This window comes from Nocardia gipuzkoensis (assembly GCF_021183645.1).
Taxonomy (GTDB): Bacteria; Actinomycetota; Actinomycetes; order Mycobacteriales; family Mycobacteriaceae; genus Nocardia; species Nocardia abscessus.
In genome coordinates this window covers 1,534,552-1,550,008 of record NZ_CP089225.1, presented here as the reverse complement: position 1 = coordinate 1,550,008, position 15,457 = coordinate 1,534,552, and the positions used below count along the sequence as shown (strand labels likewise).

The window sequence follows — 15,457 nt, the reverse complement described above, 5'->3', positions numbered from 1 at the left end:
CTGCATGTCTTCACCGGGGGCGCAGACCATCACCGTGCGCCATGATGGAAACGAACGAGTATTCGATTCGAGCCAGCAGGTCACGATGGGCCGTGCGCCGGAGGTGACGCTGTTCGTCGACAGCCCGCTCGTTTCGCGTGTGCACGCGACGCTGGCCTGGCAGGGCAGCGCCTGGGTGTTGACCGACAACAAGAGCACCAACGGGGTGTTCGTCGACGCGCGCAGGCTGACCCAGCCGGTGTCGATCGACCGCCCCACCCAGGTCCGGCTCGGTGACGCCATCAGCGGCCCGCTGCTGCACCTGCTGCCCGCGAACCCGCAGCCCCCGCAACGGCCTTCGGTGCGCCCGGCGCAACCGGCGCCGCAGCCCGGTCCGGCGCAGCCCGGTCCGCCGCCGCACGCGGTCCGGCGGCCGCCGCAGCAGTTCCAGCGTCCGCAGTACCCGGCGCCCCAGGACGCGCCTGCGCCCGCGCTGAACGTCAACATGACGACCAGGGCCGATACCTCGAACATGCCGCCGGTCCGGGCCAGGGCCAGCACCGCGCCCATCGCCCGCGCCGACCGGATTCCCCAGTCCGGTCTGAGCATCGGCCGCACCACCGACAACCAGATCGTCGTCAACGATCCGCTGGCCTCTCGCAAGCACGCCCGGCTGGTCTCCTCCGCGGAGGGGCTGGTCATCGAGGACCTCGGTTCGGCGAACGGCACCTTCGTCAACGGGCACCGCCAGCAACGGGTGGTGCTGCGCGAGCGGGACATCATCACCGTCGGCAACGTCGACTTCGTCGTCCAGCAGGGCGCACTGGTGCACCGGCAGAAGCCGGTCGCCGAGCAGGGGCTCGCGGTGCACGGAGTCGGCTTCACCGTCGAGGGCAACAAGCAACTGCTCGTCGACGTGAACATGACGGCCAGCCGCGGGACGCTCACCGCGCTGATCGGCCCGTCCGGTGCGGGTAAATCGACGCTGTCGCGCCTGATCGCGGGCACCACCAGGCCTTCCGGCGGCGTGGTCACCTTCGAGGGCCGCAATCTGCACGCCGAGTACGAGGCGCTGCGCTCCCGCATCGGCATGGTGCCGCAGGACGACGTGCTGCACCGCCAGCTCACGGTGCGCCAGGCGCTCGGTTTCGCGGCCGAGCTGCGGCTGCCGCGCGACAACAGCAAAGCGGACCGGCAGAAGGTCATCGACGGTGTGCTGCAGGAGCTCTCGCTCACCGAGCACGCCGACACCAGGGTCGACCGCCTTTCGGGCGGCCAGCGCAAGCGGGCCTCGGTGGCGCTGGAACTGCTCACCGGTCCGTCGCTGCTAATCCTGGACGAACCGACCTCGGGCCTGGACCCGGCATTGGACCGCCAGGTCATGGTCATGCTGCGGGAACTGGCCGACGCGGGCCGCGTGGTGATCGTGGTGACCCACTCGGTGGCGCACCTGGACATGTGCGATCAGGTGCTGCTGCTGGCGCCCGGCGGCAAGACCGCCTACTGCGGCAACCCGGCCGGCGTCGGCGCGGCGCTCGGCACCAGCGACTGGGCGGAGATCTTCGCCAACGTCGCCGCCAACCCGGATCAGGCGTTCGCGGCCTATCGTTCCCGGCAGGCGTTCGCGCCGCCGCCCCCGCCGCCCCCACAGCCGTACGGGTCCGCGGGCAGTCCGCCACAGTCCAGCCGCGGCAAGCAGTTCTCCACCCTCGCGCGCCGTCAGGTCCGGCTGATCCTGGCCGATCGCGGTTATCTGACCTTCCTGGTGATCCTGCCGTTCATCCTCGGCGGGCTCTCGCTGGTGGTGCCGGGAAAGAACGGTTTCCAACGCGGCGCGCTGAAAGCGCTGCCGGACGGCAGCTTCGTGCCCGAGGGCGGCAGCGAAACACAGCAGCTACTGGTGGTATTGATTCTGGGCGCCTGCTTCATGGGCTCCACGCTCACGGTGCGCGACCTGGTCGGTGAACGGACGATCTTCTACCGCGAACGCGCGGTCGGACTGCTGCCCTCGGCGTACCTGATGGCGAAGATCGCCGTGTTCAGCCTGACCGCGCTGCTGCAATCGGCGGTGCTGGTGGGCATCGTGCTCGCGGGCAAGAAGCGTCCGGGCGAGGGGGCGGTGCTGGCCTCCGGCAGCGCGGAGCTGTACATCGATATCGCACTGACCGCGATCTGCTGCGTGGTCGTCGGCCTGTTGCTCTCCTCGCTGGCGAAATCGAACGAACAGGTGATGCCGCTGCTGGTGGTGGCCATCATGGCCCAGCTGGTGATGGCGGGCGGCTTGATCCCGGTCACCGGTCGCGTCGTGCTCGAGCAGGTGTCCTGGCTGTTCCCGGCTCGCTGGGGATACGCGACGGGCGCCTCGACGGTGAACATCCGCGAGCTGTTCCTGAACGCGCAGCCCGACACGCTCTGGCAGCACAAGCCGGAGATATGGGCGCTGGATGTCGGCGTGCTGCTGTTGATCACCCTGGTGCTCGCGATTTTCACTTGGCGTCGGTTGCGACTGAAGAAGTCGGCGGCGTGAGGCGGTCCGAACGGTTCGCGAGCGCCCCGGTGCGCCGAAACGGCGCCGAGCGGCGCGGGAAGGCAACGACGAGCATCTCGGCCGCGGACCGGGCACACTTATGCCTGTGACGGTGCGAGTAGGGGCAGTGCATCTCGGCTGGGATGTGGTGTCCGTGGCCGCCGGTGGCGGTGGGATTCCCATCCGCCCGGTGCAGGTGGAGGGCATGTGGACGCCGCCGGCCTATCTGCTGGCGGATTCGTCGGGCCGGTTGCATACAGCAGGCGTGGAACGCAACAGGCCGGATCTCGGGATGGCGATCGCCGACGTGCGCGACATCCTCGGGCATCCGCAGATCGTGGTGGCGGGCGCGACCTGGCCCGCCGAACTGGTCTTCCGCGCGCGTATGTACAACCCGCTCGCGGAGATCGGCAAGCACTTGCGCGGCAAACCGGACCTGGTGGCGTTGCCCTTCCCGGACAACTGGCCGGACGAGAAGGTGGAGATGTACGCCGCGATGGTGGAACAACTCGACGTCGTCGTGGAGCCGCTACCGGAGAGTGTCGCGCTGTCCGGCTACGTCCGCGCGCTCGGCCTGGTGCAGCCGCCGGACCGGACGATGCCGCGCGGCATCGGCGCGACGGGCGTGTACTCCGACGGCCGCAGCATGCTGGTGGTCGCGGTGCACGGCGATGACGAGCAGCCCACCGAGTCGGTCGACGTCCCGGTCGACGCCGCGGCCATGCGCGACGCCCGGTCGGCGGACGACGTGGTGATCGAGGTCATGGCGGCGGCCCGTTCGATCGGCGCGGACACCTCGACGGTCCTGCTGTCGGGCAACGTGCGCTTCAACGACGCGCTGCGCCTGGCCTTCCAGAACCACCTCGGGCATCGGCTGCAAGTGGCCGACCATCCGATGCACGCGCTCGTGCTCGGCGCGGCGCACCTGCTGGTGAGCGACACGGAAGCAGACGAACCGGAGCCCGCGGGCAGGCACGCCGAACCCGCGCCCGCCCCGCAGCGCCCGATGGAAGCGCGGCCGCAGGCCGAGTACGCCCCGCAGCAACCGGCGCAGCCGGGCCCGGCCGAGGCTGGGCAGCACTCCCAGGAACAGCCGTCGGTCCGGCCGGTGCCCGGCGTCCAGTACGGGCCGGGATACCCCACCCAGCCCGACGAGGCGACCACCAGGATCGGGCGCGACGAAGTGCCCCGCGGTCTCCCGCCGAACCTCGCCGAGCTGGGCAGCCGCTTCACCCGGCCGCCGAGTTCGCCGGACGATCAGACCGGTCGGCCTCCGGCCGGCGACGTCGCGGGCCCGCCGTCCGGGCCGGTGCCGCCGCTCGGCCCGCGGCCTCCCTATCCGGGAGCGGCGGAGCAGCAGCCGTACCCCGGGCAACAGCACCAAGGCGGATGGCAGGCCCCTGGCACCGAGTCCGAGGACGAGGACCGGCACCGCAAAGGCAAGCTCTGGAACAAGATGAAAGGCAACTTGTTCGGAGCCAATACCGTCGTCGGAGCGGTGGCGCTGGCCGTGGTCGCGCTGCCGTCCGCGGGTGATCGGGTGGAGCTGACCGCGCGGCCGGTCGTCCGCGACGCGGGATCGATCGTCTCGGACGAACTCGCCGAGCCCGTCGCGTGCCCGGCCGTTCCTTACGCCATCACCCAGCCCCGACCGGGGGTCACCACCGCCCGGGGAAACCAGAGGGAAGCCCAGCAAAGCGTCGCGGAGTGCGGGCGGCCCGAGGTCGACACCCTGCGGTACCTGGTACCCGGCCCGCCCGGCGCCATCGACCTCGGCCCGCCGATCGAGATCTGACGCGATTTCTTCCCGCGATACCCCGCTGGTATCGTGGCTCGTTGGCGTGTGGAACGTCCGGTCGATTCCTGGTGAATCGCCGTGCGTCCACCGAGTCCCGGGTCTCCACCGGCCGCCGGGAAAACAGCTCGACCACACGCTCGGCTGGCAACACCGACGACAGACAGGGAAGCACTGTGCCTACGTACAGCCCCAAGGCGGGTGACGTGACCCGTAAGTGGTACGTCATCGACGCCACTGACGTAGTGCTCGGCCGTCTCGCCGTCCAGGCAGCGAATCTGCTGCGTGGCAAGACGAAGCCGACCTACGCCCCGCACGTCGATGGTGGCGATTTCGTCATCATCATCAATGCCGACAAGGTCGCCATCAGCGGCAACAAGCGGCAGGACAAGCTGATCCACCACCACTCCGGGCACCCGGGCGGCCTCAAGTCGCGGACCGTCGGTCAGGTGTTGGAGACCCGCCCCGATCGGCTCGTCGAGAAGGCCGTCAAGGGCATGATCCCGAAGAACAAGCTCGGTAACGCGATCGCGGGCAAGCTGAAGGTCTACGCGGGCCCGACGCACCCGCACGCCGCCCAGCAGCCCATTCCGTTCGAGATCAAGCAGGTGGCCCAGTGACCGCTCCCGAGGAATTCAACGAGGACCTCGTCGAGGAATTCGACGCCGTAGAGCCTGTCGAGGACGGCGCGGGTTACGAGGACCCCGAGGTCTCGGCGTCCTACCCGCCGGTCGTGATCGACCGCCCGGTGCAGACCGTCGGCCGCCGCAAGGAGGCCGTCGTGCGCGTGCGCCTGCTGCCCGGCTCCGGCAACTTCGTGCTCAACGGCCGCACCATCGAGGACTACTTCCCGAACAAGGTGCACCAGCAGCTGGTCAAGTCGCCGCTGGTGACCGTCGAGCGCACCGAGTCCTTCGACGTGCACGCCCGCCTGGTCGGCGGCGGCCCGTCCGGCCAGGCAGGCGCCCTGCGGCTGGCCATCGCCCGCGCCCTGATCGAGGTCACCCCGGAGGATCGTCCCGCCCTCAAGCGGGCCGGCTTCCTGACCCGTGACCCGCGTGCCACCGAGCGCAAGAAGTACGGTCTGAAGAAGGCGCGTAAGGCGCCGCAGTACTCGAAGCGCTGATTTCGGCATCGTCGACCTACTGCGTCCGGCACCCTCGCGGTGCCGGACGCGGTACGGTCGTCGCGGCAGCTGTACGAGAGCAGGCTCCCAGCGAACAGCTGGTCGCCTGCTCTCGCGCTGTATGAAGACGCGGCGTTCGCGGGGCCTTCGTGCTGCACAGGCCGGTGCCTCCAGGGCCGACGCTCACGCCACAGATCATCAATGAGGGGCGAGGTATGGGACGGTTGTTCGGCACCGACGGAGTCCGCGGGCTTGCCAACGAGTCGCTCAGTCCGGAGTTCGCGCTGCGCGTCTCCGGCGCGGCCGCGCAGATCCTGAGCCGGGGCAAGAAGCGCGCGCTCGCGGTGGTCGGCCGCGACCCACGGGCCAGCGGCGAGATGCTCGAGGCCGCCGTGACCGCGGGGCTGACCGCGGCGGGTGTGGACGTGCTCTCGGTGGGGGTGCTGCCGACGCCGGCCGTCGCCTACCTCACCGGCCTGTACGACGCGTGCCTGGGCGTGATGATCTCCGCCTCGCACAACCCCATGCCCGACAACGGGATCAAGATCTTCGCCGCGGGCGGGCACAAACTCGACGACGCGATCGAGGACCGCATCGAGGCGCTCGTCGCCGCCGAGACGCCGTTCCGCCCGACCGGCGCAGGCATCGGACGGGTGCGCAACGCGGCGGGCGCGCGGGACAACGGCCTGGCCATCCCGGACCAGTACAGCCTCGCGGGCACCCACGAGCGCTATGTGGAGCACTTGGTGGAGGCCACCGGGCGCGACCTGTCCGGGCTGACCGTCGTGGTCGACTGCGCGCACGGCGCCGCCTCCGAGGTGGGGCCCGCCGCGTACCGCGAGGCCGGCGCCACGGTGATCGCCATCAACGCCGAGCCGGACGGGCTGAACATCAACGACGGTTGCGGCTCGACCCATCTCGACCAGGTGCGGGCCGCGGTGGTGGAGCACGGCGCCGATCTCGGCCTCGCGCACGACGGCGACGCCGACCGCTGCCTGGCCGTCGACGCCTACGGCAATGTCGTGGACGGTGACGCGATCCTGGCGATCCTGGCCCTCGCCATGCACGAGGCGGGCGAACTGACCGCGGACACCTTGGTCGCCACGGTGATGAGCAACCTCGGTCTGCACATCGCCATGCGGGCGGCCGGAATCACATTGCGCACGACCGCCGTCGGCGACCGCTACGTGCTCGAGGAGCTGCGGCGCGGCGGCTTCACGCTGGGCGGCGAGCAGTCCGGGCACGTGGTGTTCCCGCGCTACGGCACCACCGGCGACGGCATCTTGACCGGGCTGCGCCTGATGGCGCGGATGGCGCAGACCGGGCGCACCCTGGCCGACCTGGCGAGCGTGCTGCAGCCCGTGCCGCAGATCCTGGTGAACGTGCCGGTCAGCGACAAAGCCGTGGTCGCACGCGCACCCGAGATCCGAGACGCCGTGCTCGAGGCGGAGCGGGCGCTCGGTGACTCCGGGCGCGTGCTGCTGCGGCCGAGCGGCACCGAGCAACTGGTGCGAGTGATGGTGGAGGCCACCGACCCGGCCCAGGCGCGCCAACTGGCGGACGACCTGGCCAAGCGGGTCGCGGCTGTGTGATTTTTCCAGCGCCTGCGGCGCCGCGAACGGCGCATGCTCGGTCTCGCTTCGCTCGAAACCTGGGGTTCGGGTGCGCTGGGGGCGTTGGTTTCTCGAGTCAGGATTCAGTGCACGCGGTTGGTGGTGGCTGGTTGTAGGTTGGCCGGTGCTGGTGGTTTGTGTATCCGGGTCGTGGCGGCGCAAGCTGTGGTCTCGCAGCGCTCTGAACCGGGGTCTGAGGTGAGCAGGGCGCCTCGCTCTCCGAGTTCAGGATTCAGTGCAGGCGGTTGGTGTGGTTGGCCGCGGGTGGGCTGGTATCGGTGACTCGTCGCGTGCGTGGTGGCCGCTCGGACGCGAGCCGGGCCGCGAACGGTGGATGCCCGCGCTCGAATCCGTAGGTGGGCCGGGGTTTCGTGAGGGGGCATCGGGCGGCTGTGAGTCTCGGCTGTTGCTGGTGGGGGGCGGGGAACTGACTTCGGTTGTGTGGCACTGTCGGTCTCGCCAGAGGGCGATGGTTACGGTCAGTGCGTTTCGGTGAGTACGCCCGCGGTCATGTGCCAGCGGCGGGTTGCGCGGACGGTGTCCAGCATGCGGCGGTCGTGGGTGACCAGCAGGAGTGTGCCGGTGAAGGATTCGACGGCCTGTTCCAGCTGCTCGATGGCGGGGAGGTCCAGGTGGTTGGTCGGCTCGTCCAGCACGAGCAGGTTCACCCCGCGGGCTTGGAGCAGGGCGAGGGCGGCGCGGGTGCGTTCACCGGGGGAGAGTGTGTCGCACGGTCGCAGCACGTGCGGGCCGCGCAGGCCGAATTTGGCCAGCAGCGTGCGTATCTCCGCTTCCGGCAGGTCCGGCAGTTCGGCGCCGAAAGTATCGGCCAGCGCGGTGTTCCCGCGGAAGAGTCCGCGCGCCTGGTCCACTTCGCCGATCTGGACACCGGAGCCCAGGCTCGCTGATCCGCTGTCCGGCTGGAGCCTTCCCAGCAGCATCGCCAGCAGGGTGGATTTCCCGGAGCCGTTCGCCCCGGTGAGCACGATGCGGTCGGCCCAGTCGACCTGGGTGGTGATCGGACCCAGCGTGAAGTCGCCGCGGCTGACCGTCGCCTGGGACAGCGTCGCCACCACCGAGCCGCTGCGCGGGGCGGCGGCGATGTTCATGCGCAGCTCCCATTCCTTGCGTGGCTCCTCCACCACGTCGAGTCGTTCGATGCGGCGCTGGGTCTGCCTGGCCTTGGCGGCCTGTTTCTCGGTGGATTCGGCGCGCATCTTGCGGCCCGCCTTGTCCGAGTCCAGCTTCCTCGGGTCACGCGCCTTGCGGCGTGCGTTGCGGACACCGTGTTCGAGCCAGTTGCGCTGCATCTGGGCACGGGTCTCCAGGCCCGCTTTGGTGTCGGCGTACTCGTCGTAGGCCTCGCGCGCGTGCTGGCGGGCGATCTCCCGCTCCATCAGATACGCCTCGTACCCACCGTCGTACAGCCCGACCTGCTGCTGGGCGAGGTCGAGCTCCACGATGCGATTCGCGGTGCGCGCCAGGAACTCCCGGTCGTGGCTGATCACCATGAGCGGCACCCGCACGCCCGCGACGAACTGCTCCAGCCGGGCCAGTCCGTCGAGGTCCAAGTCGTTGGTCGGCTCGTCCAGCAGCAGGATGTCGAAGCGGGACAGCAGGACGGAGGCGAGTCCGGCGCGCGCGGCCTGGCCACCGGACAACCCGGTCATCGGAGTGTCCAGCCCGCCCGGCAGGCTGGCGGCCAGGCCGAGGTCGGCGGCGACCTCGTCGGCGCGCTGGTCCAGGTCGGCCCCGCCGAGAGCGAGCCAGCGCTCCAGCGCGGGGGAGTACTCGTCCGGCCCGCCTTCGGCGAGGCGCTCGGCCGCGGCGTCCATGGTTCGCTGCGCCTCGGCGACACCTGTTCGGCGGCAGAGGAATTCGAAGACGGTTTCGCCGTCGACCCGCTGTGCCTCTTGGGCCAGGTAACCGACCGTGGCGTCCGGGGGGCTGAGCGTGATGCTGCCCGTTGGCGCGTGCCGGTCGGCGAGCATGCGCAACAGGGTCGACTTGCCCGCGCCGTTCACGCCGACCAAGCCGATCACGTCACCCGGCGCGAGGGTCAGATCGAGGTCGGCGAACAGCGTGCGTTCGCCGTGACCGGCCGACAGGCCGCGGGCATGCAGAGTGGTGCTCACCTGCACGAGTCTGCCGTGCTCGGGGTCGCACCCTGACCTCGCCCCGGGAGAAATCAGGGTCGGTATCGGCCGCCGGGCCGATGGCGGGGCCCCCGGAGCGGGGCACAGTGGAGGTCGTAGCGCTCACCGCCAGAGAGGGAAGACCAATGACCGCACCGACCCGCCGTTTCACCCGCTCCACCCACGACAAGTGGATCGCAGGCGTCTGCGGTGGCCTCGCCGAGTACCTCGGCTGGAACGCCAACGTCGTCCGTCTGCTGTTCGTTGTCTCGTGCCTGCTGCCCGGTCCGCAGTTCATCATCTACTTGGTCCTGTGGTTGCTGATGCCGAAGAAGTGAGCTGGGAGGCTGCGTCGAGCCCGCGCGAGTGACAGGATGGAACGATGCCGCTCGAGCGGTACCGCACCACCGTATGAGTCCCGCTGAGGAGGAGTCATGATCACCTCGGGCGAATTCCCCGGACTGGATATACCCGGAATCGACGCGTCCTCGTCACTCGATGGGCTGGGTGCGATCGAATTGCACCACCCGACCCAGGACATCGACGGCGACGGCACGCTCGACACCATCACCACGACGGGTGAGGAGGCGATGCAGGTCTGGACCGACTACGACCACGACGGCTTCGCCGATCACGTCACCGTGGTGGAGAAGGACGGCGACTACGCCGCATGGGAATTCCATCGCCACCCGGACGGCACCTCCGAGTGGGTTCGCACCGACCGGGGCAGGATCGGCAGCTAGTCTTCGCCGCGGGAGCGGAATTCGGGGGAACCGGGTGTCGGCGTGTTGCGTCGAAGGAAGTACGGCGGCATCCGGCGCGCACGGGATTCGCGTCGGCGCAATGACACTACGAGCACGGAGGGGAATCGTGGGCGGATCGGAGACGGTCGGTGTGCGGACGGGGGAGCTCGGTGCGCTGGGCAGCGACTACCGGAGATCGGCGGACGCGGTCCGCGACCAGGCGAAGCGAATCGCCGACCATCCGTTCGGCATCGGCGGAGAGGCGGGCCGCGGCTACGCGCCGCAGGGAATCGCGGTGCATCAGGGTCTCGAACGGATCAGTGCGTGGCTACGCACGTGGAGTGACGCCACCACCGCGACCGCGGACGCGCTCGGGGCCGCCGTGGTGGCCTACGCCGAGACCGACCAGCAGCGCGCCGGCGAGACGAACAAGACATGAGACCGCCGAATGACCCGTGTTCGCACCCGCGACGCCACACATTCGAGGAGTCGGAATCATGACGGTTTCCTGGCAGGGTAAGTCGATCGACACCCTCTTGGACGAGGGCACCGCGGGGCTGCGGTACTGGATCGAGTTCATGCCGCTGTACGAGGCGGCGTTCGGCGGCAATGGTGGGCGCGGGGATGTCGCCGAACTGCTGGCGATGTACGACGAGCAGCGCGGCATGCGGCTGGACAAGCTGGAGCAGGCGGGCGAGGCGCTGAAAGTCGCCCTGTCCGAGGTCGATCGCCAATGGGACGCGCAGCAGGGCTACACCCGTCGGCTGCCCGAGTTGTGGCAGGGGACGGCGGCCACCGCCGCGCTCGACATGCTCGGCAAACAGTCGGTTCTGGCCGACGAGGACCGGCAGCACGCCCGAGCGGCCATGGCCGTGATCGCCGACATGGCGGCTGCGCTGCGCTCGGCGGTCGCCGCGAAAGCGTTCGCCACCAGGGAGCTGCTGGAGGGCCCGGTGGGCGGCGGCAAAGTCGTCCAGATCGACGGCAAGACTCCCGAAGACGTGAAAGTCGTTGTGGATGTGCACAATGCGCGGGAGTGGATCGACGCGGACCAGGTCCGCGCACTCGGCCGTATCTTCCCGGCGCTGGCCGTGCCGGAGGACAAGATCAACAAAAGTGTGCTCGGCTTCATCAATTCCGACAGCCGGAATCTGCTCACCGGCGCGTACGGGGACCGGGTACGCAGCGTCACCGAGGAGTGGCTGACCAAGACCTTCCGACCCGACTTCGATCGGAAACTGGCGTCCTATGTCGACGTTTGCGCCGAGGTCGACCGCCTGTTCGAGGATCAGTACAAGAATCTGGCCGATGCGCTGGCGCAGGTCGCAGACCGGGCCTACCCGTACCCGGAAACCTCGGCGGCACCGCAGCCCGGCGTGCCCGCCGTCCAGGACGAGCCCAAGGCCACGGGATCTCCCGGGCCGCCCGGCGTGCCCGCCGCCACGATCCCGGTGAGCACCACACCGAGCGGCATCCCCACGTCGACCACTCCGAGCGCTCCGGCCACGCCCAGCACACCGGCAGCGCCGAGCATCCCCGCCACCCCAGAGCTCAGACTGCCGTCGCTGGATGGACTGGCCGCGATCAGTCAGGTGGCGCGGGAGATCACGTCGGTGGCAACGGGTGTCGGCCAGGCACTGAATTCGGGGTTGTCCGCGCTGAGCGGCGCCATCACCAGCGGAGTCGACGACGCGATCGAAAAACTCATGCAGAGCGCCGATCCGAACAGCGCCGAAGCCGACGACGGCGTCGCCGGCGACAAGGACGAAACTCACCGGCCGAAGGCGGAATTCGATCTGGGCGACAAGCACGTGCGGTTCGAGATAGGGCCGGACGGCCAGGTGAAATTCCTCCTCTCCGAGGCGACGGGCGAGGTGCGGGAGTTCACCGTCGAGCTGAACGAGCACGGGATGCCGATCATCTCGGCGACCGACCCGGAAGCCGAGGACGCGCAGCCTCCGGCTCCGGAGGCCGAGGACGCGCAGCATGGGGCTCCGGAGGCCGAGGATGCGCAGCCCAAGGCGCCGGAGTCCGAAGCACCGGAAGCCGAAGCACCGGAAGCCGAGGGATCGAAAGCCGAGGAGAAGAAGGCACCCAGCCCGGCGCCCGCACCGGACACCGATGCGGAGCAACCCGGTCTGCCGGGCGCCACCCCGCCGAGCGCCCGGCGCGAAGAAGACGGCGAGCACTACCCGAAGCCGATGCCGAACCAGGGCGAGCCGGAATCGGACACACCGGTGGACAGCGGCGCGGAACTGGCCGAAGCGGGGCCGCTGGGTGCGGAGCTCGCGGAGGCGGGCCCACTGTGAGCGCGGCCGGATGACTGCCGCCGTACCGGACGAGCGAGGAGGCGCGACATGGTGAACTACGCCGAGGAAGCCAGGCAACTCGGCGCCGAGAACCAGCGCCGAATGTCACTGCTGCTCGATGAGATCCAGGCGATCAACGAGGAGACCGCGGCGACCGGCCGGGAGTTCGCCGACCGCCTGGTCGCCGACATGAACGAATTCTGGGCCACGCATGCGGGCGAACCGGCCGAGGCGGAGGTTGAACAACGGCTGGAAGACGAAGCGCGGGAGCAGCGCGAGGCCATCGCCCGGTCGATGGCCGCCCGCCGGGCCAATCAGACGGTCACTCCGGTCGACGATGAGGACGAAGAGGCCAAGTTCTACCAACGCAAGAGCTGGCTGATCTGACCGGCGCGGCGGCCCGCGGCGTCTGCGCTACCGCCGCAGCAGTGCGGCGAGCTGCCCCACCTTGAGCTTCGGTGGCGCCTCCTCCTGGGGCGCTTCCGGGTCCACGACGGTGGTGTGCGGGATGACCTCGTCGGGGTCCGCGAAGGCACGGTAGGTCTTGTCGCCCGCCAGCGTGGCGAGCAGGTAACCGGCCAGCAGCGCGCGCGTGGTGCGGGCGGTCTTCGATTCGTGCTTGCCCGCGCCAACGGCGGCGAGCACGCGCCTGCCCTCGATGATGCCGTTGTGCGAGGCCTTGTCGACGGCGCGCAGGATGGCGGAGCCGCCCCACGCGGTGGCCAGCGGAATGGCGTTGGAGCTGACCGAGGTGATGTCGGTCGCGCCGGCCAGGATCAACGCCGGAATGTCGAGGTCGGTCGCGCCGGCCTCGGCGGCGGGCGCCGTCGGCGCGGGAAACAGCGCCGCGACGGTGGCGACGTCGCGGCGGCCGGCCGCGAGCACGGCGGCGCCCGCGCCCATGCCGTGTCCGGCCAGGGCGAGGCGCTCCGGATGCACGCTGATCTCGCCGTCGCCGAGCCGCACGCCGGTGCAGATGTCGAGCGTGGTGAGCAAATCGGCGGCCAGGCCCAGATGTGACGGAATCGGCCCGCGCTCGGTGTCCGGGGCGGCGGCCACGATTCCCCAGGAAGCGAGGTGCTCGAGCAGGGTGCGATAGTGGCTCGCCCCGGTCAGCCAGCCGTGTCCGAACGCGACGGCAGGCAGATTCCGCCCCGACTCGGGCGTGAACACCACCCCCGGCTGGCCGGCGATGGCCAGATTGCCACGCAACACGCGGTGCGGGCCACGGCTGGTCAGGGTGCTCAGTAGCGATTTCACAGACGCCGACACGACGTGAACGTTATCCGATAAGTAGTGTGGTGAGCCATGTGCGGAATCGTGGGGTACGTCGGGTACCGAGACGCGCTCGGCGTCGTCGTTGACGCGTTGCGCCGCATGGAATATCGCGGATACGACTCCGCGGGTGTGGCGATCCTGGACGGCGCGGGCGCGCTGGCGGTGGAACGCAAGGCGGGTCGCCTGGCCAATCTGGAGGCCGAACTCGCGGAATCCGGGATGGACCGTTTCGCCGGCACCACGGGAATCGGGCACACCCGCTGGGCCACGCACGGCGCGCCGACCGACCGCAACGCGCATCCGCATCGGGACGACAGCGGCAAGGTCGCCGTGGTGCACAACGGCATCATCGAGAACTTCGCTCCGCTGCGTCGTGAGCTGGAGGACGCCGGTGTCGAACTGAGCAGCGACACCGACACCGAGGTCGCCGTGCACCTGGTGGCCCGTGCGTACGCCGACGGCCCGACCGCCGGTGACTTCGCGGCCAGCGCGCTGGCCGTGCTGCGCCGCCTGGAGGGTGCGTTCACGCTGGTCTTCACCCATGCCGACCACCCGGACATGATCGTGGCCGCGCGCCGCTCCACGCCGCTGGTCGTCGGCGTCGGCAAGGGGGAGATGTTCATCGCCTCGGACGTCACGGCGTTCATCGAGCACACCCGCGAGGCGGTCGAACTCGGCCAGGACCAAGCCGTCGTGATCACCCTGGACAGCTACCGGGTCACCGACTTCGCGGGCGACGACGCCGGTTCGCGCACCCGCCCGTTCACCATCGACTGGGACCTGGCCGCCGCCGAGAAGGGTGGCCACGACTACTTCATGCTCAAGGAGATCGAGGAGCAGCCCGCCGCGGTCGCGGACACGCTGATGGGCCATTTCAGCACCGACCACGACGGTGCGGGCCGGATCGTGCTGGACGAGCAGCGCCTCGCCGACCAGGAGCTGCGCGACTTCGACAAGGTGTTCGTCGTCGCGTGCGGCAGCGCCTATCACTCCGGTCTGCTGGCGAAGTACGCCATCGAGCATTGGACGCGGCTGCCCGTCGAGGTCGAGCTGGCCAGCGAATTCCGCTACCGCGATCCCGTACTGGACCGTTCCACGCTGGTGGTGGCGATCTCCCAGTCCGGCGAGACCGCCGACACGCTGGAGGCGGTGCGGCACGCGAAGGAGCAGAAGGCGCGCGTCCTCGCGATCTGCAACACGAACGGCGCGCAGATCCCCCGCGAATCCGACGCGGTGCTCTACACCAGGGCCGGGCCGGAGATCGGCGTCGCCTCCACCAAGGCGTTCCTGGCCCAGGTGACCGCGAATTACCTGGTCGGGCTCGCCTTGGCGCAGGCGCGCGGCACCAAGTACCCGGACGAGGTCGCCCGTGAGTTCGCCGAACTCGAGGCGATGCCGAAGCTGGTCGAACGCGTGCTGGAGACCGCCCCGCAGGTGCGGGCGATCGCGCGGGAACTCGCGCAGGTGCCGACGGTGCTGTTCCTCGGACGTCACGTCGGCTACCCGGTGGCGTTGGAAGGCGCGCTCAAGCTCAAGGAGCTGGCCTACATGCACGCCGAGGGCTTCGCGGCCGGCGAGCTCAAGCACGGGCCGATCGCGCTGATCGAGGACGGCCTCCCGGTGATAGTGGTGATGCCGTCGCCGAAGGGGCGCGCGGTACTGCACTCGAAGCTGCTCAGCAATATCCGGGAGATCCAGGCTCGCGGCGCGCGCACCATCGTGATCGCGGAGGAAGGCGACGACACGGTTCGCCCGTTCGCCGACGATCTCATCGAGATCCCCAGCGCGCCGACGCTGTTCCAGCCGCTGTTGTCGACGGTCCCGCTGCAGATCTTCGCCGCCGAGGTGGCCCAGGCGCGCGGCTACGACGTCGACAAGCCACGCAACCTGGCCAAATCCGTCACCGTGGAATAGTTCGGCGGCCGCGCACCCTCGAGTGCGCGGCCGCTGCT

At 69.8% G+C, this 15,457-nt stretch carries 13 protein-coding genes; 11 read left to right on the top strand and 2 right to left on the bottom strand.

All coding sequences use genetic code 11. The features are described 5' to 3' along the window. The first annotated feature begins 4 nt into the window (after window positions 1–4). From LTT66_RS07230 to glmM, 5 genes are all read left to right on the top strand, one after another. A complete protein-coding gene (locus tag LTT66_RS07230; protein ID WP_195067251.1) occupies window positions 5–2,506 on the top strand; it encodes an FHA domain-containing protein in 2,502 nt (833 codons plus the stop codon). A gap of 106 nt (window positions 2,507–2,612) precedes the next feature. Continuing rightward, a complete protein-coding gene (locus LTT66_RS07225) occupies window positions 2,613–4,301 on the top strand; it encodes a hypothetical protein (RefSeq protein ID WP_408638754.1) in 1,689 nt (562 codons plus the stop codon). Between the two features lie 176 nt (window positions 4,302–4,477). Then, on the top strand, window positions 4,478–4,921 hold the full coding sequence (gene rplM, locus LTT66_RS07220; RefSeq protein WP_040864934.1) for a 50S ribosomal protein L13: 444 nt from the start codon (window positions 4,478–4,480) through the stop codon (window positions 4,919–4,921). After that, entirely contained in the window at window positions 4,918–5,427 is a 510-nt protein-coding gene (gene rpsI, locus LTT66_RS07215; RefSeq protein WP_233065372.1) for a 30S ribosomal protein S9, read from the top strand. Before rplM ends, rpsI begins: the two co-directional genes overlap by 4 nt. Window positions 5,428–5,642: 215 nt before the next feature. Continuing rightward, window positions 5,643–7,019, top strand: a complete 1,377-nt coding sequence (gene glmM / locus LTT66_RS07210) for a phosphoglucosamine mutase (protein ID WP_181722540.1) — start codon at window positions 5,643–5,645, stop codon at window positions 7,017–7,019. A 500-nt stretch (window positions 7,020–7,519) separates the two neighbouring features. Here the strand turns inward: glmM and LTT66_RS07205 are convergent, their stop codons facing one another. Beyond that, window positions 7,520–9,175 (bottom strand): ABC-F family ATP-binding cassette domain-containing protein, encoded by a 1,656-nt coding sequence (locus LTT66_RS07205; RefSeq protein ID WP_233065368.1) that lies wholly within the window; start codon window positions 9,173–9,175, stop codon window positions 7,520–7,522. A 146-nt stretch (window positions 9,176–9,321) separates the two neighbouring features. Between LTT66_RS07205 and LTT66_RS07200 the strand changes: the two genes are divergently transcribed. From LTT66_RS07200 to LTT66_RS07180, 5 genes are all read left to right on the top strand, one after another. After that, on the top strand, window positions 9,322–9,513 hold the full coding sequence (locus tag LTT66_RS07200; protein ID WP_233065365.1) for a PspC domain-containing protein: 192 nt from the start codon (window positions 9,322–9,324) through the stop codon (window positions 9,511–9,513). A 96-nt stretch (window positions 9,514–9,609) separates the two neighbouring features. Next, window positions 9,610–9,918 carry a DUF6802 family protein gene (locus LTT66_RS07195; protein WP_043687643.1) on the top strand — a complete coding sequence of 103 codons (309 nt, stop codon included), beginning with the start codon at window positions 9,610–9,612 and terminating at the stop codon, window positions 9,916–9,918. A 127-nt stretch (window positions 9,919–10,045) separates the two neighbouring features. After that, window positions 10,046–10,357, top strand: a complete 312-nt coding sequence (locus LTT66_RS07190) for a hypothetical protein (RefSeq protein WP_195067255.1) — start codon at window positions 10,046–10,048, stop codon at window positions 10,355–10,357. A 58-nt stretch (window positions 10,358–10,415) separates the two neighbouring features. Continuing rightward, the gene (locus LTT66_RS07185) at window positions 10,416–12,227 is read left to right on the top strand and encodes a hypothetical protein (RefSeq protein ID WP_233065361.1); all 1,812 of its coding nucleotides are present in this window, start codon (window positions 10,416–10,418) and stop codon (window positions 12,225–12,227) included. 48 nt (window positions 12,228–12,275) lie between these two features. Next, complete coding sequence (locus LTT66_RS07180; protein ID WP_181722532.1) at window positions 12,276–12,614, top strand: hypothetical protein; 339 nt, start codon at window positions 12,276–12,278, stop codon at window positions 12,612–12,614. Between the two features lie 27 nt (window positions 12,615–12,641). Here LTT66_RS07180 and LTT66_RS07175 read toward each other — a convergent pair whose 3' ends face one another. Continuing rightward, the gene (locus LTT66_RS07175; RefSeq protein WP_181722530.1) at window positions 12,642–13,499 is read right to left on the bottom strand and encodes a poly(ethylene terephthalate) hydrolase family protein; all 858 of its coding nucleotides are present in this window, start codon (window positions 13,497–13,499) and stop codon (window positions 12,642–12,644) included. 36 nt (window positions 13,500–13,535) lie between these two features. Between LTT66_RS07175 and glmS the strand changes: the two genes are divergently transcribed. Then, entirely contained in the window at window positions 13,536–15,419 is a 1,884-nt protein-coding gene (gene glmS, locus LTT66_RS07170) for a glutamine--fructose-6-phosphate transaminase (isomerizing) (RefSeq protein ID WP_233065359.1), read from the top strand. Window positions 15,420–15,457 lie beyond the last annotated feature (38 nt).